Origin of the sequence: Bradyrhizobium sp. SZCCHNRI3043 (genome assembly GCF_032377735.1) — a bacterium.
GTDB lineage: Bacteria > Pseudomonadota > Alphaproteobacteria > Rhizobiales > Xanthobacteraceae > Bradyrhizobium.
The window spans coordinates 119,598-143,614 of sequence record NZ_JAUHID010000016.1 but is presented as its reverse complement, the minus strand read 5'-3'; the positions used below and the strand labels follow the sequence as shown (position 1 = coordinate 143,614).

20 protein-coding genes and 1 tRNA gene are annotated in these 24,017 nt (G+C 66.9%); 9 read left to right on the top strand and 12 right to left on the bottom strand.

Translation table 11 applies throughout. The annotated features are described in order from the left end of the window. The first annotated feature begins 231 nt into the window (after positions 1-231). The 6 genes from QX124_RS25580 to QX124_RS25555 all read left to right on the top strand — a co-directional run bounded on the left by QX124_RS25580 (position 232) and on the right by QX124_RS25555 (position 10,689). Positions 232-537 carry a PilZ domain-containing protein gene (locus QX124_RS25580; RefSeq protein WP_008963143.1) on the top strand — a complete coding sequence of 102 codons (306 nt, stop codon included), beginning with the start codon at positions 232-234 and terminating at the stop codon, positions 535-537. A 156-nt stretch (positions 538-693) separates the two neighbouring features. Then, positions 694-1,416 (top strand): nucleotidyltransferase family protein, encoded by a 723-nt coding sequence (locus tag QX124_RS25575; protein WP_315798622.1) that lies wholly within the window; start codon positions 694-696, stop codon positions 1,414-1,416. A gap of 1,084 nt (positions 1,417-2,500) precedes the next feature. Continuing rightward, positions 2,501-5,647 (top strand): double-strand break repair protein AddB, encoded by a 3,147-nt coding sequence (addB, locus tag QX124_RS25570; protein WP_315798621.1) that lies wholly within the window; start codon positions 2,501-2,503, stop codon positions 5,645-5,647. Beyond that, positions 5,641-9,114, top strand: coding sequence for a double-strand break repair helicase AddA (gene addA, locus QX124_RS25565; protein ID WP_315798620.1), 3,474 nt, complete (start codon positions 5,641-5,643; stop codon positions 9,112-9,114). Before addB ends, addA begins: the two co-directional genes overlap by 7 nt. Positions 9,115-9,212: 98 nt before the next feature. Next, positions 9,213-9,533 carry a thioredoxin gene (trxA, locus tag QX124_RS25560; protein ID WP_015663255.1) on the top strand — a complete coding sequence of 107 codons (321 nt, stop codon included), beginning with the start codon at positions 9,213-9,215 and terminating at the stop codon, positions 9,531-9,533. Positions 9,534-9,675: 142 nt separating this feature from the next. Next, positions 9,676-10,689, top strand: coding sequence for an ATP-dependent DNA ligase (locus QX124_RS25555; protein ID WP_315798628.1), 1,014 nt, complete (start codon positions 9,676-9,678; stop codon positions 10,687-10,689). A 2-nt stretch (positions 10,690-10,691) separates the two neighbouring features. Here QX124_RS25555 and QX124_RS25550 read toward each other — a convergent pair whose 3' ends face one another. From QX124_RS25550 to aroA, 12 genes are all read right to left on the bottom strand, one after another. Continuing rightward, entirely contained in the window at positions 10,692-11,432 is a 741-nt protein-coding gene (locus QX124_RS25550; RefSeq protein WP_315798619.1) for a metallophosphoesterase family protein, read from the bottom strand. A 12-nt stretch (positions 11,433-11,444) separates the two neighbouring features. Next, complete coding sequence (locus QX124_RS25545; RefSeq protein WP_315798618.1) at positions 11,445-12,785, bottom strand: folylpolyglutamate synthase/dihydrofolate synthase family protein; 1,341 nt, start codon at positions 12,783-12,785, stop codon at positions 11,445-11,447. After that, a complete protein-coding gene (gene accD, locus QX124_RS25540) occupies positions 12,782-13,720 on the bottom strand; it encodes an acetyl-CoA carboxylase, carboxyltransferase subunit beta (RefSeq protein WP_315741229.1) in 939 nt (312 codons plus the stop codon). Before accD ends, QX124_RS25545 begins: the two co-directional genes overlap by 4 nt. A 94-nt stretch (positions 13,721-13,814) precedes the next feature. Continuing rightward, positions 13,815-14,651: a tryptophan synthase subunit alpha gene (gene trpA / locus QX124_RS25535; protein ID WP_315798617.1), complete on the bottom strand. Its 837-nt coding sequence runs from the start codon at positions 14,649-14,651 to the stop codon at positions 13,815-13,817. Continuing rightward, positions 14,648-15,871, bottom strand: coding sequence for a tryptophan synthase subunit beta (gene trpB / locus QX124_RS25530; protein WP_315778428.1), 1,224 nt, complete (start codon positions 15,869-15,871; stop codon positions 14,648-14,650). The genes trpA and trpB overlap by 4 nt, the downstream gene beginning before the upstream one ends. Further along, positions 15,868-16,527, bottom strand: coding sequence for a phosphoribosylanthranilate isomerase (locus tag QX124_RS25525; RefSeq protein WP_315798616.1), 660 nt, complete (start codon positions 16,525-16,527; stop codon positions 15,868-15,870). Before QX124_RS25525 ends, trpB begins: the two co-directional genes overlap by 4 nt. A gap of 77 nt (positions 16,528-16,604) precedes the next feature. Beyond that, positions 16,605-16,997 (bottom strand): lipopolysaccharide assembly protein LapA domain-containing protein, encoded by a 393-nt coding sequence (locus QX124_RS25520; protein WP_315798615.1) that lies wholly within the window; start codon positions 16,995-16,997, stop codon positions 16,605-16,607. 77 nt (positions 16,998-17,074) lie between these two features. After that, positions 17,075-17,392 carry an integration host factor subunit beta gene (locus QX124_RS25515; protein ID WP_315716888.1) on the bottom strand — a complete coding sequence of 106 codons (318 nt, stop codon included), beginning with the start codon at positions 17,390-17,392 and terminating at the stop codon, positions 17,075-17,077. A 169-nt stretch (positions 17,393-17,561) separates the two neighbouring features. Beyond that, positions 17,562-18,542, bottom strand: coding sequence for a signal peptide peptidase SppA (gene sppA, locus QX124_RS25510; RefSeq protein WP_315741234.1), 981 nt, complete (start codon positions 18,540-18,542; stop codon positions 17,562-17,564). A gap of 218 nt (positions 18,543-18,760) precedes the next feature. Next, positions 18,761-20,470 carry a 30S ribosomal protein S1 gene (gene rpsA / locus QX124_RS25505; protein ID WP_315741235.1) on the bottom strand — a complete coding sequence of 570 codons (1,710 nt, stop codon included), beginning with the start codon at positions 20,468-20,470 and terminating at the stop codon, positions 18,761-18,763. Positions 20,471-20,718: 248 nt separating this feature from the next. Further along, positions 20,719-21,357, bottom strand: coding sequence for a (d)CMP kinase (cmk, locus tag QX124_RS25500; RefSeq protein ID WP_315784873.1), 639 nt, complete (start codon positions 21,355-21,357; stop codon positions 20,719-20,721). Next, on the bottom strand, positions 21,354-22,691 hold the full coding sequence (aroA, locus tag QX124_RS25495; RefSeq protein WP_315798614.1) for a 3-phosphoshikimate 1-carboxyvinyltransferase: 1,338 nt from the start codon (positions 22,689-22,691) through the stop codon (positions 21,354-21,356). The genes cmk and aroA overlap by 4 nt, the downstream gene beginning before the upstream one ends. Positions 22,692-22,842: 151 nt before the next feature. Between aroA and QX124_RS25490 the strand changes: the two genes are divergently transcribed. From QX124_RS25490 to QX124_RS25480, 3 genes are all read left to right on the top strand, one after another. Beyond that, a complete protein-coding gene (locus QX124_RS25490; RefSeq protein WP_315741238.1) occupies positions 22,843-23,247 on the top strand; it encodes a TIGR02300 family protein in 405 nt (134 codons plus the stop codon). Positions 23,248-23,328: 81 nt separating this feature from the next. Continuing rightward, positions 23,329-23,404, top strand: a tRNA-Ala gene (locus tag QX124_RS25485). A 375-nt stretch (positions 23,405-23,779) separates the two neighbouring features. Further along, positions 23,780-24,016, top strand: a complete 237-nt coding sequence (locus QX124_RS25480; RefSeq protein ID WP_315778433.1) for a GIY-YIG nuclease family protein — start codon at positions 23,780-23,782, stop codon at positions 24,014-24,016. The last annotated feature ends 1 nt before the right edge of the window (position 24,017 follow it).

Here is a 24,017-nt window from a genome sequence, read left to right as displayed (position 1 = left end):
AGCTTGCCTGTCAGGAATCAACCCGGTCTGAATTGTCAGGACTCAGCCCGGTTCATACCTGGCCCCCCCCACCCCCAACCCCTCCCCGCAAGGGGGAGGGGAGCGGACCGCCGTTGTGGGAAGAGGACGCGCCAAAACCACCCACCCGCGTCGCTTTACCGGTTCTTAGCCATCCCCCCTTACCTTGCGCCCGCGGCGCCGGTTGCGCGCCGCGCATGAATGGAGGTTGCGATGGCAGAGCGGATGAAGGGCGAACGCGTCGTCTTCGAGCGCGGCATCCCGGCTTTCATGATGGGCATCGACGGCACCTGGCGGCGCAACTGCACCATTGAGGACGTCTCGGAGACCGGGGCGAAGCTGACGGTCGAGGGCTCGGTCGAAGGCCTGCACCTGAAGGAGTTCTTCCTGCTGTTGTCGTCGACCGGCTTGGCCTACCGGCGCTGCGAGCTGGCCTGGGTCAATGGCGACCAGATCGGCGTCACCTTCCTGAAGCAGGGCAAGAAGAAGACCAACAAGCGCGCCACAGCGGAGGCCTGACGGCGTACCGGGAGACACCTGCGGCATCTTGCATCGGGACGACGGCGCCGCCGTCGCACATTCGTCATCGCGCCGGGCTATCGCAACCGACCGAGACGATAGATGTTTTTGCGTGGTATGATTCGTGCGTACCACCTTTGATCGAGATTGCCTGAGATGCCCGTCAAGCCGCACAAAGCCATGGTCCTCGCCGCAGGTCTCGGATTGCGCATGCGCCCACTGACGGAGACGATGCCCAAACCGCTGGTGCGCGTCGCCGGCCGCCCGCTGCTCGACCATGTGCTCGACCGCCTCGCCGAAGCCGGGGTCACCGAAGCCGTCGTCAATGTCCACTATCTCGCCGACCAGATCATCGCGCACACGGCCGCGCGCAGCACGCCCCGCGTGATCATCTCCGACGAGCGCGACCAGGTGCTCGGCACCGGCGGCGGCGTCGTCAAGGCACTGCCGCTGCTCGGCCACGAGCCGTTCTTCCACGTCAACTCCGACACGATGTGGATCGAGGGCGTGCGCCAGAACCTCTCGCGTCTCGCCGACGCGTTCGATCCCGAACGCATGGACATCATGCTGCTGATGGCGCCGACCGCGACCTCGATCGGCTATGCGGGTCAAGGCGACTACGCCATGCTCGCCGACGGTACCTTGCGCAAGCGCCGGGAGCATCAGGTGGTGCCGTTCGTCTATGCGGGAGCGGCCATCATCTCGCCCGCGATCTTCGATGGCGCGCCGTCGGGCGAGTTCTCGCTGACGAAGATGTTCGACAAGGCGAACGAGCAGGACCGCCTGTTCGGCCTCCGCCTCGAAGGCGTGTGGATGCATGTCGGCACGCCGGCCGCGGTGACGGAAGCGGAAGAGGCTCTGATGGAGAGTGCGGCGTAGCGGACTGCCCGACGGGCGAATCAAGTCGGCGCATTGCGCGATTTGCTCCGCCTCGTCGGCGCCGACCCTGCGCTGGCATCGCTCAAATTATCTGCGTCGAGAAACTATTTTCGTCCGCACATTCAACCCGATCCCGCTCGTCGCATTCGACGCGCACAAAATTCTTCTTTCGCTTTTACAGAATTCGTGTTCTCTCATGCGCATCCCGCCTCGTTGCGAGGGGCGTATCGCGGTCGTCACGAACGTTGAGCGCGGGATGCGATGGCCTGTCAGAACCGCAGCGCGCTCATGCGCGCCGACGAACGGTTTTGGCAGGACGGCGAAATCGTAAGGTCCCGGCATCCCGATGCTGATGCCAAGCTCGCGCCGCTGCTGACGCCGCGCGCGGGCGACGGTGGCTACAAGCCGGCACACCGAGGAGAGGACGTATAAGCCGTCAACCCATCGCGCAGGGAAGGCCGGGTCGTTCCGGCTGAACCTGTGGTTCCTGCCCCGTGCACTCTTTCACGCACGGGGGCCACGGGCCTCAGCCGAGGCCCGGCCTTCCCTGCGCCCTTGCTTCGGATGAGGGCGAACGATTTGCATCACTCGGGCGCGACGGCGTCGCGGGAATGAGGACGCATGAGGCGCGGTCGGTGGCCTGCCTAAGATGGCGAATCGGGCGAAACTGCTTCCTCATATTCAGTGTCGTCCCAGCCAAGCCCTGGCATCGCGCAGCGAGGCCAGGGCGCAGAGCCGGGACCCATATCCACAGGGGGGCGTGTTGCGTAGGCTAGCCATGACCATCGCGCCACAAACATCAGCCTGGGGCTATGGGTCCCGGCTCGGCGCCTCTGACAGCGCTGACGCGCTGTCAGAGGCTTGCCCGGGACGACGGCGAATATGCGGAGGTCGCGTACTCACCTCACTTCATCCGAGTGGCGAACGTCATCCCGGACCGCCGCTTCACGCCGCGAACTGCCCCACCCGCAAGTTCTAGGCAGCCGAGCGCAGCCGCACCTATCAACACCCATCCACACCCCCGATATGACCTGCGGCCGATCGCTCCCTATATAGACGCCTCGAGCAACCCGAATCGCAGGCCATGCGCGTCTTCACCGTTCCCATCTCGGCACCGTTCCTGCGCAGCGTGATCGCCGCGCTGGTCGATGGCCGGCTGGTCGACGGCTTCGAGGCGCGCAGCGATCCCGCCCGGCTCGCGACCGCGACGCTGTATCTGCCGACACGGCGCTCCCTGCGGGTGGCGCGCGAGATGTTCCTCGACGAGCTGAAGACCGATGCCGCGGTGCTGCCGCGGCTCGTCGCGCTCGGCGACATCGACGAGGACGAGCTCGCCTTCGCGGAGGATCGCGACGCGTTCCTCGGGCCGGCGCCGCTGGAGATTCCGGAACGGCTCGACGACCTGCAGCGCCGGCTCACCTTGGCGCGGCTGGTCGCGGCCTGGGCCAAGACGCCGGTGTCGGCGCCGCTGGTGATCGGCGGCCCGGCCTCGACGCTGGCCCTGGCCGGCGACCTGGCGCGGCTGATCGACGACATGGTGACGCGCGGCGTGTCCTGGGATGCGCTCGACGCGCTGGTGCCGGATCAGCTCGACAAATACTGGCAGTATTCGCTCGAGTTCCTGCGCATCGCGCGGACCGCGTGGCCTGCCTATCTGCAGGAGATCGAGCGCATCGAGCCGGCGGCGCGGCGCGATCTGCTGATCGCGGCCGAAGCGGCGCGGCTGTCGGCACATCCCGATGGTCCCGTCATTGCCGCAGGCTCCACCGGCTCGATGCCGGCCACGGCAAAATTCCTGCTCGCCGTCGCCAAGCTGCCGCATGGCGCGGTGGTGCTGCCTGGGCTCGACACCGATCTCGACGAAGCCGCGTGGAGTTCGATCGGCGGCAGCAAAGATCGCGGCGGCCGCGTGCTGACGCCACCTGCCGTCAACCATCCGCAATATGCGATGCACCTGCTGCTCAAACGCTTCGGCCTGGAGCGGCGCGACGTGGTCCGTCTCGCCCCAACCGGCCGTGGCGGCCGCGAGGTGCTGATCTCAGAAGCGATGCGGCCGTCGGAAGCGACGGCGATGTGGCACGAGCGGCTGCGCCAGTTCGACATCGCCGCCAACATCGCCGAAGCAATGGACAATCTCGCTGTCGTCGCGGCCCCCAATCCGGAGATGGAGGCGCTGGCGATTGCGATCGCGATGCGCGAGGCGCGGCATCTCGGCAAGTCGGCCGCGCTGGTGACGCCGGACCGCGCGCTGGCGCGCCGCGTGATGGCGGCGCTGACGCGCTGGCATCTGACCTTCGACGATTCCGGCGGCGATGCGCTGTTGGAGACGCCGGCCGGCATCTTCGCGCGCCTCGCCGCCGAAGCCGCCGCGCGCGGACTGGAGCCGCCGACCTTGCTGGCGCTGCTCAAGCATCCGCTGTGCCGGCTCGGCCGCGCCGCGAATGGCTGGAGAGGGGCCATCGAGACGCTGGAGCTCGCCATGCTCCGCGGCACCCGGCCGCAAGCGGGCACGAGCGGGCTCGCGCGCGACTTCGCGCGCTTCCGCGACGAGCACACCAAGCTGCACCAGGGCGAAGCATCATCGCTGCACAAGGCCGAGCCGCGCGCGCGTCTCAGTCCCGAGCAGCTCGACCGCGCCGGCGCGCTGATCGCGCAATTGCAGACGGCCCTGGCGCCGCTCGAAAACCTCGCCTCGCCGCGCCCGCAGGATTTCGCCGAGCTCGCCGCGCGGCATCGCGAGGTGCTGATCGCGCTGTCGACCGACGATGTCGGTCTCAGCACCGCCTTCACCGATCGCGACGGCGCCGCGCTGGCGCGCTGCTTCGACGACCTGCTCGCGTCCGGCGAGCGCTGCGGCCTGATGGCGCCGCTGTCGGACTATCCGGATCTGTTCCATACCGCCTTCTCCGATCGCGCGGTGCGCCGCCCCGAGCGCCACGGTGCGCAATTGCAGATCTATGGTCCGCTCGAAGCGCGGTTGATGCAGGCCGATCGCATGATCATCGGCGGCTTGATCGAGGGCGTGTGGCCACCGGCGCCGCGCATCGATCCCTGGCTCAGCCGCCCGATGCGGCATCAGCTCGGCCTCGATCTGCCCGAGCGCCGCATCGGCCTGTCGGCGCACGACTTCGCCCAACTGCTCGGCGCGCCCGAGGTGATCCTGACGCACGCCGCCAAGTCCGGCGGCGCGCCGGCCGTGGCCTCGCGCTTCCTGCACCGTCTCGAAGCCGTCGCCGGCGCCGAGCGCTGGAAGGCGGCGACCGCGCGCGGCGAGACTTACGTCCGCTATGCCGAGGTGCTCGACCAGCCGGCCGCGGTGAAGCCGGTCGAACAGCCGGCGCCGAAGCCGCCGCTGGCAGCACGGCCGCTGCGCATGTCGGTGACCGCCATCGAGGACTGGCTGCGCGATCCCTACACCATCTTCGCGCGCTACATCCTGCGGCTCGATCCGCTCGATCCTGTCGACATGCCACTGTCGGCGGCCGATCGCGGCTCGGCGATTCACGAAGCGATCGGCGAATTCACGCAGACTTATGCTGATGCCCTGCCGCTGCATCCGGCGCATGCGCTGCGCGTCATCGGCGAGAAACACTTTGCGCCGCTGATGGAGCGGCCCGAGGCGCGGGCATTGTGGTGGCCGCGTTTCCAGCGCATCGCCGGCTGGTTCGCGGCGTGGGAGACCGCGCGGCGCGCGCAGATCGGCGCCATCACCGCGGAGATCCGCGGCGAGATCGGCATTCCCTTGGATCAGGGCCGCACCTTCATCCTGTCGGCGCGCGCCGACCGCATCGAACAGCGTGCCGAGGGCACCTACGCCATTCTCGACTACAAGACTGGCCAGCCGCCGACGGCCAAGCAGGTGCGCATGGGGCTGTCGCCGCAGCTCACACTCGAAGCCGCGATCCTGCGCGAAGGCGGCTTCGAGGGCATCCCGACCGGCAGCATGATCAGTCAGCTCGTTTATGTCAGGCTGTCCGGCAACAATCCGCCAGGCGAAGAGCGCATCCTCGAGCTGAAGATCAACAAGAGCGACACGCCGCAGCACCCGGACCAGGCCGCGCAGGAGGCGCGCGCCAAGCTCGAAGCACTGATCCGCAGCTTCGAGGATGTCAATCAAGGCTACACCTCACTGAACCTGTCGATGTGGGCGAACCGCTACGGCAGCTATGACGACCTCGCCCGCATCAAGGAATGGTCGGCGGCCGGCGGACTGGGAGTCGAAGAATGGTGAAGGCGCCCCGCCCCATTCCGCAGGCCGTGCGCGACGCGCAGACGCGCGCGTCGAATCCGGCGGCGTCGGCCTTCGTGTCGGCGAATGCCGGCTCGGGCAAGACGCATGTGCTGGTGCAGCGCGTGATCCGACTGCTGCTCGACGGCGTGCCGCCGGAGAAGATCCTCTGCATCACCTTCACCAAGGCCGCCGCCGCCAACATGGCCGAGCGCGTGTTCTCGACGCTCGGCCATTGGGTGACGCTCGACGACGACGCGCTCGACAGCGCGATCCAATCCACCGGCATCCCAAACCCCGACAAGAAGCTGCGGGCTTCGGCGCGAAAGCTGTTCGCCAGCGCGCTGGAGACGCCGGGCGGGCTGAAGGTGCAGACCATTCACGCGCTGTGCACGCGGCTGCTGCAACAGTTCCCGTTCGAAGCCAACGTGCCGGCGCGGTTCTCGGTGCTCGACGAGCGCGACCAGACCGAGATGATGGAGCGCGCCAATCTCAAGGTGCTGCTCGACGCCGCGCGGGCGCCCGACAGCGCGGTCGGCCGCGCGCTGCAGGTGGCGATGGCCAATGCGGCGGACTCGACCTTCAAGGAGGTCGTGCGCGACGCCTGTCTCAGCCGCGATCACTTCATGGCCTGGACCGATGGCGCGGGGCGCGTCGAGGTCGCGGCGCAACAGCTCGGCGAGGTGCTCGGCATCAGCGCCGACGAGACGCTGGAAGCCATCGAGCGCGACATTGTCGACGGCCCCAATCTGCCACTGAGGGACTGGACCGACATCGCCGGCCGGCTCGACGGCGGCGCCAAGACCGATCAGAAGCAGGCCGAGCAGTTGCGCGCGGCGCTGGCGTTCTCGGGCGCCGATCAGGTCGATGAATATCTCCGCGTATTCCTGACCGAGGACAAGGAGCCGCGGAAGTCCCTGCTCACCAAGAAGTTCGCCGACGCCAATCCCGGCATCGCCGGCCTGTTCGAATCGGAAGCGCGCCGGCTCGACCGCCTGATCGAGAAGCGCCGCGCCGCTGTCGTGCGCGACCGCACCGAGGCGCTGCTGCAGATCGCCACCGCGGCGGCTGCGAACTATCGCCGCGAGAAGGAGGAACGCGGCCTGCTCGACTATGACGACCTGATCGACAAGACCCTGGCAATGCTCAACCGAGTCTCCGCCGGCTGGGTGCACTACAAGCTCGACCGCGGCGTCGATCACGTGCTGATCGACGAGGCGCAGGACACGAGCCCACGGCAATGGGACATTGTCGCCCACATCATCGAAGAGTTCACCGCCGGCGCCGGGGCGCGCGACGGACTCACGCGCACGATCTTCGCGGTGGGCGACGAGAAGCAGTCGATCTTCTCGTTCCAGGGCGCCGACCCGCACGAGTTCGATGCGCGCCGGCGACAGTTGCAGAAGCGCTTCACCGACGCCGGGCTGTTGTTCGACCCGGTGTCCTTCACCTATTCGTTCCGCTCCGGGCCGACGGTGCTGCACGCGGTCGACCACGTGTTCCGCGAGCGCGACGTCTACAGCAGCATTCACTCGCCTGACATCGGCCATCCCATCCACAACGCGCTGACCGATGCCGGACCGAGCATGGTCGAGCTATGGAGCCTGTGCGAGCGCGACGACCGCAAGGAGATCGAGGGCTGGCGTGCGCCGTTCGACGGCGTCTCCGTCACCAGCCCCGAGGTCAAGCTTTCCAGGCGCATCCAGGCCGAGATCAAGCGGCTGATTTCGACGGGCACGATGACCGGCCATGACGGCGCGCGACGGCGGCTGAGCTATGGCGACATGCTGATCCTGGTGCGCCGTCGCGGCAACGCGTTCGACGCGGTGATCCAGGCGCTGAAGCATGCCGGCATCCCCGTCGCGGGCGCCGACCGGCTGAAGCTCACCGAGCACATCGCGATCATCGACCTGATGAACCTCGCCGACGCGCTGCTGCTGCCGCAGGACGATCTGGCGCTGGCGACCGCGCTGAAGAGCCCGCTGTTCGGGCTCGACGACGACGATCTGTTCAAGCTGGCGTGGCAGCGTCGCGGCTCGCTACGCGACGCACTCACGGCGCACGCCGCTGACGACGCGCGGCTGCAGGCGGTCGTACGGCGCTTGCAACAATGTGAGCGCCGCGCCGCGGAGGACACGCCGTTCGCCTTCTATGCCTGGCTGCTCGGCGGCGATGGCGGCCGGCGGCGCATCCTGGCGCGGCTCGGCCATGAGGCCAATGACGCCCTCGACGAGTTCCTCGAGCTGGCGCTGTCCTACGAGCGCAAGGCGCCGGCTTCGCTGCAGGGATTCATCGCCTGGCTGCGTGCCGCCGACACCGAGGTGAAGCGCGACATGGAGATCTCGCGCGACGAAGTGCGGGTGATGACCGTGCACGGTGCCAAGGGCCTCGAGGCGTCCGTCGTCTTCCTGGTCGACACCACCTCGTCGCCGGCGGATTCGCAGCGGCTGCGACTGATCCACGTGCCGCATGGCGAGCAGGAGATCGTGGTCTGGGCCGGCCGCAAGGCCGACGATCCGCAGCCCGTCGCGGCGGCACGCGTGGCAATGCTCAAGGAGACCGAGGACGAATATCGCCGGCTGCTCTATGTCGCGATGACACGCGCCGCGGATCGGCTGGTCATCGGCGGCTGCATGCCGGGCAACATGAACAATGTCCGCGGCGGCAGCTGGTACGACTTGATGGCCCGCGGGCTCGATGCCGCGGAGCTGCAGGTCGAGGTGATCGAAACCGAAGACGGACCGGTCAAGCGCTATGCGCGGGCCGAGGACATCGCGGAAACCGCTGCTGACGAAACGCGGCGCATGGTGGAGACGGCCGTCGAGCTGCCGGCGTGGCTGCGTACGGCGGCGGCGGAGGCGCCCGGTGAGGTCGCCGTGCTCAGGCCGTCCGATCCATCCGCCGACGAGCGGCCGGTGCGCACGGGCGAATCGCTGGCGGCGCGCAGTCTTGCGATGCAGCGCGGCACGCTGGTGCATCGCCTGCTGCAGTCGCTGCCCGACGTGCTGCCGGAGCGGCGCCGCGACGCCGCGCTGCGATATTTGATTCGCAATGCCGCCGACTGGCCGGACGACGAGCGTGCGGGTCTCGCGGAACGCGTGCTCGCCGTCATCGAAGACCCGCGCTTTGCCGCGGTGTTCGCGGCCGGGAGCCGGGCGGAAGTCTCGATCGTGGGCCGCCTCGCACTGGCCGGCCAGGCGCCGGCGCTGGTCTCCGGCCAGATCGACCGACTGGTGGTGACCGAGGCCGAGGTGCTGATCGTCGACTTCAAGACCAACCAGCAGCCGCCCGCGGAGCTGGCCGACGTGCCCCCGGCCTATGTCCGGCAGCTTGCGCTGTACCGCGCCGTGCTTGGCCAATTGTACCCCGGGCGCGCCGTCCGGGCCGCCCTGCTCTGGACCGAAGCCGCTGAATTCATGGAGCTTCCGGCCTCCGCGCTGGACGCCATGCTGCCATCCGATCCCGACTGAGTGAGCCCGCTTGACCCGGCATCACGCCATTCCTACTTTGACACCCACGCTGAGGCGGCGCGTCCGCGCCGCTCCCTCCAACCGAACGAGGTAATCCCATGGCCGTTGGCAAGGTTTCCGACGCCGATTTCGAAAGCGAAGTGCTCAAGGCCGACGGCCCGGTCGTGGTCGACTTCTGGGCCGAGTGGTGCGGCCCGTGCCGCATGATCGCCCCGGCCCTCGACGAGATCTCGAGCGCGATGGGCGACAAGGTCAAGATCGTGAAGCTGAACGTCGACGAGAGCCCGAAGACGGCCTCGAAGTACGGCGTGATGTCGATCCCGACCCTGATGGTGTTCAAGGGCGGCGAGATGGCCTCGCGCCAGGTCGGCGCCGCGCCGAAGGCGAAGCTGCAGCAGTGGATCTCGTCGGCGGTGTGACGCGTCGAGAACCACGATTTTTGTCGAGCGGCCGGCGGAATCGCCGGCCGTTCGCGTTGAGGGGTGTGAGTCAGCGTTTTCGGATGTCGCCATGCCCGCCCGCGCCCATCGCTCGCCCTCCCGCAAATCCGGCCTGCTGGCCATGGAGGCGCGCTCGGTGGATGCAATCCCGCGCGGCGAGGACTGGCAATACGAGCCGAAATGGGACGGCTTCCGTTGCCTGCTGACGCGCGACGGCGCAACGGTGACGATGCAGTCGAAGGCCGGCGAGGACCTCACGCGCTACTTCCCCGAGGTCGTCGCTGCGGCGCGCGAGCTGAAGGCGACCAGCTTCACACTCGACGGCGAGCTGGTGGTGCCACAGGGCAAGAGCTTCGCGTTCGACGCGCTGCTGCAGCGGATTCATCCCGCCGCGAGCCGGGTGAAGAAGCTCTCAATCGAGACGCCGGCGCTGTTCCTCGCCTTCGACCTGCTGGCGACCGCGAAGGACAAGGAGCTGATGACACAGACGCTGCAGGAACGGCGACCGGTGCTGGAAGCGTTCGCGAAGGCGAACTTCGCCGGACATCCGAGTTTCCGGCTGTCGCCGGCGACGAGGCGCTTCGCGACCGCGCAAAGCTGGCTGGCGCAGTCCGGCGGCGGCTCGGATGGCGTGATCGCCAAGCGCGTCGACCTGCCCTACCAGGCCGGCAACCGCGAGGGCATGCAGAAGATCAAGCGCTACCGCTCAGCCGACTGCGTGATCGGCGGCTTCCGTTACGCCACCAACAAGGGCGCCAACGGGCGCAAGCTGGTCGGCTCGCTGCTGCTCGGGCTCTACGACGATGACGGCCTGCTGCACCACGTCGGCTTCACCTCCGCGCTCAAGAAGGAGGAGAAGCCCGCGCTGACCGACAAGCTCGAGCCGCTGATCTCGCCGCCCGGCTTCACCGGCAATACGCCGGGCGGGCCGAGCCGGTGGTCGACCGAGCGCTCGGCGGAATGGTGTCCGCTGAAGCCGAAGCTGGTGATTGAGGTCTGCTACGACCATTTCTCCGGCGAGCGCTTTCGCCACGGCACCTCGATCCTGCGCTGGCGCCCCGACAAGTCGCCGCGGCAGTGCACCTTCGAGCAGCTCAGGCAGAAGGTTGCTGATCCCTTGAAGCTGCTCGCGTGAGGTCAGCGGATCCAGCCGGTCGCGAGCGCAGCGGCAAACTCGCCGTCACCATTGGCGCGCGCGAGCGCGGCCATGGCCTGGTGATCATAGGGCACGTGGCGGAAGGTCACGCTCCAGCCGGCCGACCGCTGCTCCAGGATCGCGTAGCGCGCATCGGGCGTGCCCGCTTCGACGACATGCGGATGCGGCACGTCGTAGGAATAGCCGGGACTGCCGACGCTGCCGGGATTGACGATCAGCCGCCCGTCGCGCAGGCGCACCGCGCGGGCCGTGTGCGTATGGCCGCACAGGATCAGCGGCTGCGAGATATCAGCGGCAAGTTTCTCGATCGCATCGAGCGGCGCGCAAGTGATCGCACCGTCCTGAGCGACGCTCTCGAGCCAGTAGACGTTATCGTCATCGGGCGTCGCGTGACAAAGGAAGGCCTGGTCCCGATAGACGGCCGTTGCCGGGATCGCGCGCAGCCAGTCGAGATGATCAGCTTCGAGCTGGGCGTAGGCGGGTCGCTCCCAAGCTCCCATCTTCTCCGGCGGCCGATCGATCAGCCAGCGATCATGATTGCCGCGCACATGCATCGCGTCGAGCGGCATCAGCAAGTCCATTGTCTTGCGCGCGTCGAGCGGACCACTGGCCATGTCGCCGAGGTTGACGATATCAGTCACGCCTTGCGCCCGGATGTCGGCCAGCACGGCTTCGAGCGCGAGATGGTTGCCGTGGACGTCTGCGATCGCGGCAAAGCGCATGCGCTATTCCCCTCAGGTCGGCGGCGTGCCGTTGAGGTCGAGCACGTGCCCTGCGAGATAGAGCGACCCCGTGATCAGGATACGCGGCGGGACCTCATAGGCAAGCCGCGCGATGCTGGCGAGCGCGGACGCGACGCCATCGGCGATCTCGACGCGCATGCCGAGCGTGCGCGCGGCGGCGGCCAGATCAGCCGGCGCCATCGCCTTGCTCTCATTGGGTATCGGCACGACGATGATGTGCCGCGTCAGGCCCGCGAAATTGGCGAGGAACGCCGCCGCATCCTTGTTGCCCATCATCCCGACGATCACGACGAGCTGCCGCGACACGCGTTCCTCGAGGTCGCCGATCGCCGCCGCAACGACGCGGCCGCCGTCCGCGTTGTGGCCGCCATCGAGCCAGATCTCCGCGCCCTGCGGGGCGATGGCGGTGAGCGCACCGCTCGACAGCCGCTGCATGCGCGCCGGCCATTCAGCGCCGACGATGCCGTCCTCGAACGCCTTGGTGGTGAGCTTGAACTGATCGACCGCGCGCAAGGTCGCGATCGCGAGGCCCGCATTGTCGAACTGATGCCGGCCGAACAGTTTTGGCGCCGGAAGATCAAGAAGACCACGGTCGTCCTGATAGACGAGCCGGTTGCGCTCGACACTGACGTGCCAGCTCTCGCCGGCGGCAAACAACGGCGCGCGCTGGCGCCTGGCCTCACGCTCGATCACGGCCATGGCATCGGGCTCCTGCGCGGCCGAGATCACCGGACAGCCGCGCTTGATGATGGCGGCCTTCTCGGCCGCGATCAGCGCGCGGGTGTCGCCGAGAAATTCCATGTGGTCCATGCCGATCGGGGTCAGCACCGACGCTGCGACCTGCTCGAGCACATTGGTGGAATCGAGCCGGCCGCCGAGGCCGACCTCGAGCAGCACGACATCGGCCGGATGCTTCGCGAACAGCACGAGCGCCGCGACGGTCTTGACCTCGAAGAAGGTGATCGGCGCGCCCGCATTGACACGCTCGCATTCCAGCAGCGCGGAGATCAGCTCCTCGTCGTCGACGAGGACGCCGCCGCCGACCTTGCCGAGCCGATAGCTCTCGTTGATGCGCACCAGCCAGGGCGAGGTGAAGACGTGGACGCGCAGGCCCGCCGCTTCGAGCATGGCACGGAGATAGGCGACAGTGGAGCCCTTGCCGTTGGTGCCGGCGACGTGGATCACCGGCGGCAGCTTGCGCTCGGGATGACCGAGCTGGCCGAGCAGCCGGTGCATGCGTTCGAGCCCGAGCGAAATCTTGCTCGGATGCAGCACGGACAGCCGCGCGATCAACTCGTCGAGCGAGGGCGGTGACTTGGCGAGATCGTTCACGCGGTCGGCGCGACCGCCGGCGCATCCGCCGCCTCAACGGCCTTCGCGGGCGGCGGCAGCTGCGGCGCGGGCTTGGCGTGTTCGACAGCCGGCGCCTTGGTCAGCAGGCGACACAGCCGCGCCAGGGTCGGGCGCAGGTCATGACGATGCACGACCATGTCGACCATGCCGTGGTCGAGGAGGTATTCAGCGCGCTGGAAACCTTCGGGCAGCTTCTCGCGAATGGTCTGCTCGATCACCCGGGCGCCGGCGAACCCGATCAGCGCGCCGGGCTCGGCGATGTGGACGTCGCCGAGCATCGCGTAGGACGCGGTGACGCCGCCGGTGGTCGGATTGGTCTGCACGACGATGTAGGGCAGCTTGGCCTCGCGCAGCATCTGCACGGCCACGGTCGTGCGCGGCATCTGCATCAAGGACAGGATGCCTTCCTGCATGCGCGCGCCACCGGAGGCCGCGAACACGATGAACGGCGACTTCTTCTCGACCGCGAGCTCGAGGCCACGCACGATCGCTTCGCCCGCGGCCATGCCGAGCGAGCCGCCCATGAAATCGAAATCCTGCACGGCGATGACAACGCCCATGCCTTCGAGCTTGCCGAAGCCGACCTTGACCGCATCGTTCATGCCGGTCCGCGCCCGGGCATCCTTGATGCGGTCGGCATAGCGGCGCTCGTCACGGAATTTCAGCGGATCGGGCGTCACCTCGGGCAGGGCGACGTCGAACCAGGTCTCGTTGTCGAACATCGACTTCAGCCGCGCCACCGCGCCCATGCGCATGTGGTAGTTGGAGCCGGGAATGACGAACTGGTTGGCCTCGACATCCTTGTAGAACACGAGCTGTCCGGAATCCGGGCACTTGATCCAGAGGTTCTCCGGCGTCTCGCGGCGCAGGATGTTGCGGATCTTCGGCCGGACCACGTTGGTAAGCCAGTTCATGTGTCGCTCCGTGTTGCGGTCGCCCGGATATATGGCGGGACGACGGGGTCACGGCAAGACGGCCGCGACGCCCGGTCGAATAGTGGTTGACGGCCTATTCCGCGGCCTGTTGCGCCCTGTGCACGCCCCTTGCCAGCGCAGCGGCCAGATCGGCGACGGCGCTCACCGTCTTGGCGGTCGCGCGTCCCTCGGCATCGAGGCTGGCGCGGAGCGCGTCGACCAGGGCGGTGCCGACCACGGCGCCGTCGGCATTGGCGGCGATGGCGCGGGCGGTCTCCGGTGTCCGGATGCCGAAGCCGACGCAGACAGGCAGCGCCGTATGCCGCTTGATCCGGGCCACGGCGGCTCCAACAGCGGACGAATCCGCCGCCGCCGCGCCGGTAATGCCGGTGATCGAGACGTAGTAGACGAAGCCGGAGGTGTTCGCGAGCACGGCCGGCAGCCGCTTGTCATCGGTCGTCGGCGTCGCCAGCCGGATGAAATTCAGCCCGGCCTTCAGGGCGGGAATGCACAGCTCGCTGTCTTCCTCCGGCGGCAGGTCGACGATGATCAGGCCGTCGACGCCGGCGCTCTTCGCATCATCGAGGAACTTGTCGACGCCGTAGATGTAGATCGGGTTGTAGTAGCCCATCAGCACGATCGGCGTGTCAGCATCGCTCTCGCGGAAGCTGCGCACCAGTTGCAGCGTCTTCCTCAGGGTCATCCCCGCCTTGAGCGCGCGCAGACCCGCCGCCTGGATCGACGGACCATCGGCCATCGGATCGGTGAACGGCATGCCGATCTCGATGATATCGGCGCCCGCCTGCGGCAGCGCCTTGACGATGGCGAGCGATGTCTCGGGATCGGGATCACCACCCATGACGAAGGTGACGAACGCCGAGCGGCCTTCCTGCTTCAACTGCGCGAAGCGCGCATCCATCCGTCTGGTCACGATGCCTTCGCCCTTCCTCGCAGGATATCGCCGACCTGCGGCACGTCCTTGTCGCCGCGGCCGGACATGTTGACCACCATCAAGTGGTCTTTCGGCTTCTTCGGCGCGAGGTCCATGACCTTGGCGATCGCGTGCGCCGGCTCCAGCGCGGGAATGATGCCCTCGAGCCGCGACAGCAGCTGGAACGCCGCAAGCGCCTCCTCGTCGGTCGCCGACAAATAGTTCACGCGGCCGACGTCGTGCAGCCAGGAATGCTCTGGCCCGATGCCGGGGTAATCGAGACCGGCCGAGATCGAATGCGCCTCCTCGATCTGCCCGTCCTCGTCCATCAGCAGATAGGTGCGGTTGCCGTGCAGCACACCGGGGCGGCCGCCGGCGATCGAGGCGGCGTGCAGATGCGTCAGGCCATGGCCCGCCGCTTCGACGCCATAGATCTCGACCGAGGGATCATCGAGGAACGGATGGAACAGACCCATCGCATTGGAGCCGCCGCCGATGCAGGCAATCAGCGAGTCCGGCAGCCGGCCCTCGGCCTCCTGCATCTGCGTGCGCGTCTCGTTGCCGATCACCGACTGGAAATCGCGCACCATCATCGGATAGGGGTGCGGGCCGGCGACGGTACCGATGCAATAAAACGTGTCGTGGACGTTGGTGACCCAGTCACGCAGCGCCTCGTTCATCGCATCCTTCAGGGTCTTCGCACCGGACTGCACCGGCACCACTTTGGCGCCGAGCATCTCCATGCGGATCACGTTGGGCTGCTGCCGCTCGACGTCGACCGCGCCCATGTAGACGACGCAATCGAGACCGAAGCGCGCGCACAGCGTCGCCGTCGCCACGCCGTGCTGGCCGGCGCCGGTCTCGGCGATGATGCGCTTCTTGCCCATGCGGCGCGCGACCATGATCTGGCCGAGCACGTTGTTGACCTTGTGCGAGCCGGTGTGATTGAGCTCCTCGCGCTTGAAGTAGATCTTGGCGCCGCCGAGATGCTCGGTCAGGCGCTCTGCGTAATACAGCGGCGAGGGCCGGCCCACGTAGTTCTTCAGATAGCCGTTCATCTCGGCATGAAACGCGGGATCGGCCTTGGCCTCCGCATAGGCCTTTTCCAGATCGAGGATCAGCGGCATCAGGGTTTCGGCGACGAAGCGGCCGCCGAAAATGCCGAAGTGACCGCGGTCGTCCGGACCGCTGCGGTAGGAATTGGGAATGGCTGTCGTCATTGAACGCTCAACTCTTCAGCGGCCCGCGCCGCGCGAATGAAATCCCGGATCATGTCGCAATCCTTCACACCCGGCGCCCGCTCGACGCCCGATGACACGTCAACGCCGCCCGCGCGGGTGATCCGCACGGCCTCGGCGACGTTGTCGACGCTCAGGCCGCCAGAGACCATGAACGGGCGATCGAGCTTCAGGCCCTGTAGCAGACGCCAATCGAAGGTGGCACCGAGGCCGCCGGGGCGGGTCGCATCCTTGGGCGCCCGCGCATCGAACAGGATGCGATCGCACACATCGGCATAGCCCGCCAGCGGCGCGAGATCGGCGGCGGTCGCGACCGGGATGGCCTTCATGACGGGCAGGCCGAAGCGCTGCTTGAGGTCACGGATGCGCGCGACGCTTTCACGTCCGTGCAGCTGCAGGAGATCGGGGTGCAGGGTCTCGACGATGTTCTCGACAGTCGCGTCGTCGGCATCGACGGTCAGCGCCACCTTGAGCGCGCGGCCCCTGGCGTCACGACCCAGCTCACGCGCGGCCGTCAGACCGACATGGCGTGGGGACGGCGGAAAGAACACGAAGCCCACCATGTCGGCGCCCGCGTCGAGCGCCGCAGCGAGGGTGTCGGGCGTGGTCAGGCCGCAGATTTTGACGATCAGGGACATCGATGAACAACGCACGTCCGGGCGGAAAGGATCACCAGAAGCCGGCGGCTTCGAAGGCCGCCGAGCTTTGGCGCCTTCTACAACGCGGCGCCCTGCTTGTCTCGCCCATAAGGGGCGAAAAGCCGCGCCGGCGCAGCCGGAACCAGAGATTGCGCAGAGCCCTGATTTGCACGCGCCGCGGCGCTCAACTGCGCCACCTGCGCGCGGGCCGCTTCGGCATCGGCCTGATGGCGGCGCGCGGCCCGGCGCCAGCGGCGCTGGCCGATCCAGGTGGCACAGCCACCCGCGATCACGCCCAGGATCGCGACGGCGATGATCAAGGCGAACAGCGGGACCGACGCCGCAAGCGCCGGATCAGTCGCGTTGAAGGGATCAAACGATACGGTAACGAAATGCCGATTGGCGACCGCGAAGATGACGAACAGCACCAGCAGCGGAAGGACGACCACGACAGTGAAGAATTTTCGCATGCGCTCGCTCGTGTCAGTCAGGCCGGATTCGCCTCGAAATCAGCCGCAGACGATTAGCACGGCCGGCGCGAGATGCTTCAATCGTCGGCGTCGTCAGCCGCTGCGCCGGCGGGATTGTCCCGGTTCAGCCGCTCGCGCATTTCCTTGCCCGTCTTGAAGAACGGGACGCTTTTCTGGTCCACCGGCACATGAGCTCCGGTCCGTGGGTTGCGCCCGGCGCGGGCCGGCCGATGCTTGACCGAGAAGGCGCCGAAGCCGCGCAGCTCGACGCGGTCACCGCGGGCGAGCGCCGCGACGATCTCATCGAGGATCGCATTGACGATGTTCTCGACATCCCGCTGGTAGAGATGCGGGTTGTGCTCGGCGATACGCTGAACAAGCTCGGATTTGATCATCGAGAAAATGTACCCGGGGAGACAAGTCCCATTTCCGTGAAAATATGCTGGACTGTCAAGACGCTAAATCATTCATCGCGGCCATGAATCGGGTTGCGAGGCCCGGTACGGGGCCTCGCCGTGGCACACGCAAAACGGGAAGATCGCCCTGAGGATGGTCTTGGCGGGTTCAATTGCCCGGCGCGGGCGTCCAGAGCGCGAGCATGCCGTCGAGACCAATCCGATCGACCGCCTGGACCACGCCGGTGCGCTCGATCTGGCGGGCGATCCCGGAGAGGCCGACGGCATCGAGCGCGATCGAGGTCGCCGTTCGCAGGAAGGTCAGATCGCCGAACCGCGGCGTGAGCTTGTAGTCGCGCACCGGAAGGTCCTTCTTGACGTTCTTGTTGGCGACGAGCCACGCGACGGCGGCCTTCTCGTCGCCGAGCTCGTCGATGAGCTTCAGCTCGATCGCCTGCCTGCCGGTGAAGACGCGGCCGTCGGCCACCTTCTCCAACTGCTCATCGTTCATGGCGCGGCGGTCCTTCACCAGTCCGCGGAACCAGGCGTAGGAATCCTTGACCAGGGCGTCGAGCGCCGCGCGCGCTTCCGGGCTGGTCGGCTCATAGCCGTTGGGGGCGGCCTTCAGCGGCGAGGATTTGACCTCCTCGATCTTCACGCCGACCGTCTTCAACAGCTCACCGACATTCGGATACTGGAACAGCACGCCGATCGAGCCGACCAGCGAGCTCTGCTGCGCGACGATGTGATCGGCAGCGATCGCGCCGATATAGCCGCCGGAAGCCGCCAGGCCTTCCACGACGACGACCAGCGGCTTCTTCGCCTTCAGCCGCACCAGCGAGTCGTAGAGCTGCTCGGAGCCGGCGGTGGTGCCGCCCGGCGAATTGATGTGAACGATGACGGCTTCCGCCGAGGAGTTCTCCAGCCGCTCCAGCGCCGCGACGCGCTCATGGTCGCTGCGGATCAGGCCCTCGATATTGACGCGGGCGATCGAGCCAGAGGTCGAGAGCGCGGTGCGGCCGCGCGGCGACATCGCCAGACCGATGGCGGAAAGAGCCGCAATCGCAATCAGCACCGCGACGACGCGCCAGAACGTCAGCTTGCGGCGCAGCCTGCGGCGATCGACGATCACATCCGAATCAAGCGACATGGACAGCTCCTGGAAGTCTCGGCGCGTTTTGCATCCGCAGCCTGAATATCTCGTTATCCGATTACATCAATCGCGGCGCAATTTGAAGAAAGGAAGGCTTGCGGCGAAGCGGCCGGATGCCCGGTCCGCCCGGAACAGAGCGCGTATCTCTGCTTCGCTGGAACAAAAAAAGCCCCGGCTTTCGCCGGGGCTTTGATCTGATCACGCGAACCGAAGGCTTACTTCGAGTCGCGGTTCTTGAGCGCGGTGCCCAGGATGTCGCCCAGCGTGGCGCCCGAATCGGACGAGCCGTACTGCGCGATGGCTTCCTTCTCTTCCGCGACTTCCAACGCCTTGATCGACACCTGCACCTTGCGGGCCTTCTTGTCGAACTGGATCACGCGGGCATCGACCTTCTCACCGACGGCGAACCGCTCGGTGCGCTGGTCGTTGCGATCGCGCGCCAGCTCGGAGCGCTTGATGAAGGTGGTGAAGTCGGTGCCGGTGATCTTGACGTCGATGCCGCCGTCCTTGACGTCGAGCACTTCGCAGGTGACGACCGCGCCCTTCTTGACATCGCCCGGCTCGGCGAAGGGATCGCCTTCGAGCTGCTTGATGCCGAGCGAGATGCGCTCCTTCTCCACGTCGACGTCGAGCACCACGGCCTTGACCATGTCGCCCTTCTTGTAGTTGTCGATGACCTGCTCGCCGGGTTGCTTCCAGTCGAGATCCGACAGATGGACCATGCCGTCGACGTCGCCTTCGAGACCCAGGAACAGGCCGAACTCGGTCTTGTTCTTGACCTCGCCCTCGACCACCGAACCGGTCGGATGCTTCTCGACGAAGACCTCCCACGGATTGCGCATCGTCTGCTTGAGACCGAGCGAGATGCGGCGCTTGACGCTGTCGACCTCGAGCACCTGCACTTCGACCTCCTGCGAGGTCGACACGATCTTGCCGGGGTGCATGTTCTTCTTGGTCCACGACATCTCGGAGACGTGGATCAGGCCTTCGATGCCCGGCTCGAGCTCGACGAACGCGCCGTAGTCGGTGATGTTGGTAACGCGGCCGTGGAAGCGGGCCTGCAGCGGATACTTCGCCTCGATGCCCTGCCACGGATCGTCGAGCAGCTGCTTCATGCCCAGCGAGATGCGGTGCGTCTCGTGGTTGATCTTGATGATCTTGACCTTCACCGTCTGACCGATGCTGAGCACCTCGGTCGGATGGTTGACGCGGCGCCACGCGATGTCGGTGACGTGCAGCAGGCCGTCGATGCCGCCGAGGTCAACGAACGCACCGTAATCGGTGATGTTCTTGACGACGCCGTCGATGACCTGACCCTCTTCGAGGTTCTGCACCAGCTCCTGGCGCTGCTCGGCGCGGGTCTCTTCCAGCACGGTGCGGCGCGACACGACGATGTTGCCGCGGCGGCGGTCCATCTTGAGGATCTGGAACGGCTGCGAGTTGTTCATCAGCGGCGCGACGTCGCGGATCGGACGGATGTCGACCTGCGAGCGCGGCAGGAAGGCCACGGCGCCGTCCAGGTCGACGGTGAAGCCGCCCTTGACCTGGTTGAAGATGACGCCGTTGACCTTTTCGTTGTTCTGGAACGCCTTCTCGAGCTTGCCCCAGCTCTCTTCGCGGCGGGCCTTGTCGCGCGACAGCACCGCTTCGCCGAGCGCGTTCTCGATGCGGTCGAGGAACACCTCGACCTCGTCGCCGACCTTCAATTCACTGTCACGGCCGGGCCCGGCGAATTCGCGCAGCGCCACGCGGCCTTCGGTCTTCAGGCCGACGTCGATGACGGCCATGTCCTTCTCGATCGCAACAACCTTGCCCTTGACGACGGAGCTTTCCTGCAGGTTGCCCTTGGTGAAGGACTCGTCCAGCATCGCGGCGAAATCATCGCGGCTGGGATTGTAGGAAGAAGCAGAGGTACTCGAAGCCATTTGTTCTCCAGATGCGGACATTCTCGCCAGCTTGGGTTGATCGGCGCATCGAATGGACAGTGCCTGGAGGTCCACAAATCCCCAGACGTCCGCGCGCCGCGCTATAAGCGCAAACGACGCGGGCCGGCAGTGCCTGCACATGCGATACGTATGAAGTGCGTCCGGATGATCGGACTCGATTGAACCGCAATCGAGCTATCGACGGTCAAGGGCGGGAGCGGGCATTCCTCCAATGACGCCGGCGGAAATCAAACCCGCTGACGGCCCGCTCGAACGGCCTCGACGATATCGATGGCGGCCCGGACGCCGCCTTCTATATCCAAATGGGAGTTGTCAAGCAAGTAAGCATCCGGGGCTTGTTTCAAAGGCGCGACGGCCCGGTTCTGGTCACGCTCGTCGCGCGCCAGGATGTCGGCCAGAATGGCCGCCTCGTCCGCCGGTTCCCCACGTGAAAGCGCCTCGAGGGTGCGACGATGCGCCCGGATGCGGGGATCGGCGACGACGTAGATCTTCACCTCGGCATCCGGGCAGATCACGGTTCCGATGTCGCGGCCGTCGAGCACGGCGCCGGGCGGCTGGCTCGCGAACTGACGCTGGAAAGCCACCAGCGCCTCGCGCACTTTCGGCAACGCCGAGACCACGGAGGCCGCGGACCCGACCTGGTGCGACCTGAGCGCCGGGTTGTCGAAGGTCGAGGGATCCAGGGCCATGGCGACGTCCGCCGCCCGCGTCTCGTCCTTGAGATCGATGCCGGCGGTCAGTAGCGCATGCGCGACCGCTCGGTAGATCACGCCCGTATCCAGGTGCCTGAGGCCGTAATGCGCCGCGAGACGCTTGGCCATGGTGCCCTTGCCCGAGGCAGCCGGGCCGTCGATGGCGATGATCATGCGAAATCCGCGCCCGCCTTGCACATCAGCGGGATGAAATCGGGGAAGCTGGTGGCGATGAAGGCGGTATCGTCGACGGTGACCGGCTTGTCGGAGGCCAGCCCCATGACCAGCGCGGACATCGCGATGCGGTGGTCCATGTGGGTCGCAACCAGCCCGCCGCCCGGCACATGGCCCCTGCCCTCGACGATCAGATCGTCGCCGGTGATCTCGACCTTGACGCCGTTGACACGCAGCATGGCCGCGGTGGCCTCGAGCCGGTCGGATTCCTTGACGCGCAGCTCATGCAGGCCGCGCATCACGGTCGTGCCCTCGGCATAGGCGGCGGCGACCGCCAGCACGAGATATTCGTCGATCATCGACGGCGCCCGCTCCGGCGGCACCACGACGCCGCGCAGCTTGGAGGCGCGCACGCGCAGGCGCGCCATCGGCTCGCCGGCATCGCCGCGGACGTCGTCCTCCTCGATCGAGGCCCCCATCTCGCGCAAGGTCGTGAACAGGCCAGTCCGCAGCGGATTGGTCATGACGTCGGACAGCACGAGATCCGAGCCGTCGACGATCAGCGCGGCGACCAGCGGGAACGCCGCCGACGACGGATCAGCCGGCACGATTACCGGCGCGCCTGTTAGCTCCGGCTGGCCAGTCAGCGCGATGCGGCGGCCGTGGGTGCCTTCCGGCGTGGTCACGATCTCGGCACCGAAATGCTTCAGCATCAGCTCGGTATGGTCGCGGCTCGCCTCCTGCTCGATCACCGTGGTGACGCCGGGCGCGGCGAGGCCGGCCAGCAGCACGGCCGACTTGATCTGGGCCGAGGCGACGGGGGTGCGGTATTCGATCGGGACCGGGTTGCTGGCCCCCTGCAGGGTCAACGGCAGCTTGCCGCCCTCGGCGATGGCGGTGACCTTGGCGCCCATCAGCACCAGCGGGTCGAGGATGCGCCGCATCGGGCGGCTGCGCAGCGAGGCATCACCGTCGAAAACGGCCGAGATCGGGCAGCCGGCGACGGCGCCCATCACCAGCCGGCAGCCGGTGCCGGAGTTGCCGAAATCGAGCGGCGCGCTCGGCTGGGCGAAGCCGCCGACCCCAACGCCACGGACGGTCCACGCGAAGTCGCCGGTGCGTTCGACCTTCGCACCCAGGGCCCGCATCGATTGGGCGGTGTTGAGGACGTCTTCGCCCTCGAGCAGGCCGGAAATTCGGGTCTCGCCGACCGACAATGCCCCCAGGATCAGCGCCCGGTGCGAGATCGACTTGTCGCCGGGCACGCGAATCGTGCCCGAGAGGGGCCCGGAGGCGCGTGATTCCAGGGAAGTCGGGGCGATTGACGTGCTCACGGCAGGATCCTCGTGTTTCGGACGCGGCAGGTATCACAGCCCCCGCCCTCCGTCACGAGCGGTGATTTTCCCGTTGACAGCGCTATTGACAGCGGCGCGGCAACTAGCCAAGTGAGACACCGCTTTTCAGACATTGCCAGGACGCCTGCACGTGGCCAAATCCGAGCTCGGAACCAAACGCATTTGCCCGACGACGGGCAAAAAGTTCTATGACCTCAACAAGAACCCGGTGATCTCGCCCTACACCGGCGAGGTCGTGCCGATCGCGCCGGTGGCTCCGACCCGCGCGATGCGCGGCGAGGCTGCGCGTGCCGCTGCGGCGGCCGACGTGGTCGAGCCCGCCGAGGCCGAGGAGTTGGTGTCGCTCGAGGAGGCCGATGCCGAGGAGAACACCGGCAAGGTCAAGGCCGTCGTGCCTGAGACCGAGGACGACATCGAGATCGACGAGACCCTCGACGACGACGAGGATGATGACTCGACCTTCATCGCCGACGAGGAAGAAGGCGACGAGGACGTGACCGACATCATCGGTGATGTCGGCGGCGACGAAGAATAATCGTCGAAGACACTTGAGATCAGCCGCGAACTGTGGTTCACGGTGCTCCCCGGCGGTCACCCAGACCGCCGGCTCGGTTCAGGGGCCATAGCTCAGCTGGGAGAGCGCTTGCATGGCATGCAAGAGGTCGGCGGTTCGATCCCGCCTGGCTCCACCAGCCTTCGCTCGCTTCGCGAGCTTCGGCTCGGCAAGCCACCCCAATCTGCCAATTGCGCGAAGCGAGTGAAGGCTGTCGCGCCGTAGCCTGGACGCCGCAGCCCTGTTGGGCGGAGGCGGGAAGGCGAAGGCGGACCTTCAACGTTCGCGAGCTTCGGCTCGGCAAGCCACCCCAATCTGCCAATTGCGCGAAGCGAGTGAAGGCTGTCGCGCCGTAGCCTGGACGCCGCAGCCCTGTTGGGCGGAGGCGGGAAGGCGAAGGCGGACCTGATTGATCCACCGCGTCTCGTTAGCGGGCAATTCCAAGAAGTAGCTAGACTCCACGTGTAAGCTCACCAAAATGCCGGCCTGAACCGCACTATGGACGCGCGCGGGCATGAAGTTCGTCTATATTCTCGAAAGTTTGGATGGTGAGCACTTCTACGCTGGAATCACCGACGACGTTCCGGCCCGAGTCACGAAGCACAATGCCGGTGAAGTTCCGCATACGTCAAAATTTCGGCCATGGAGGCTCAAGACATACGTCGCCTTCAACGACGTAAAGCAGGCAGTTGCTTTTGAGAAATATCTCAAGTCCGGTTCAGGCCGCGCTTTCGCTAAGAAGCGCCTTTAGG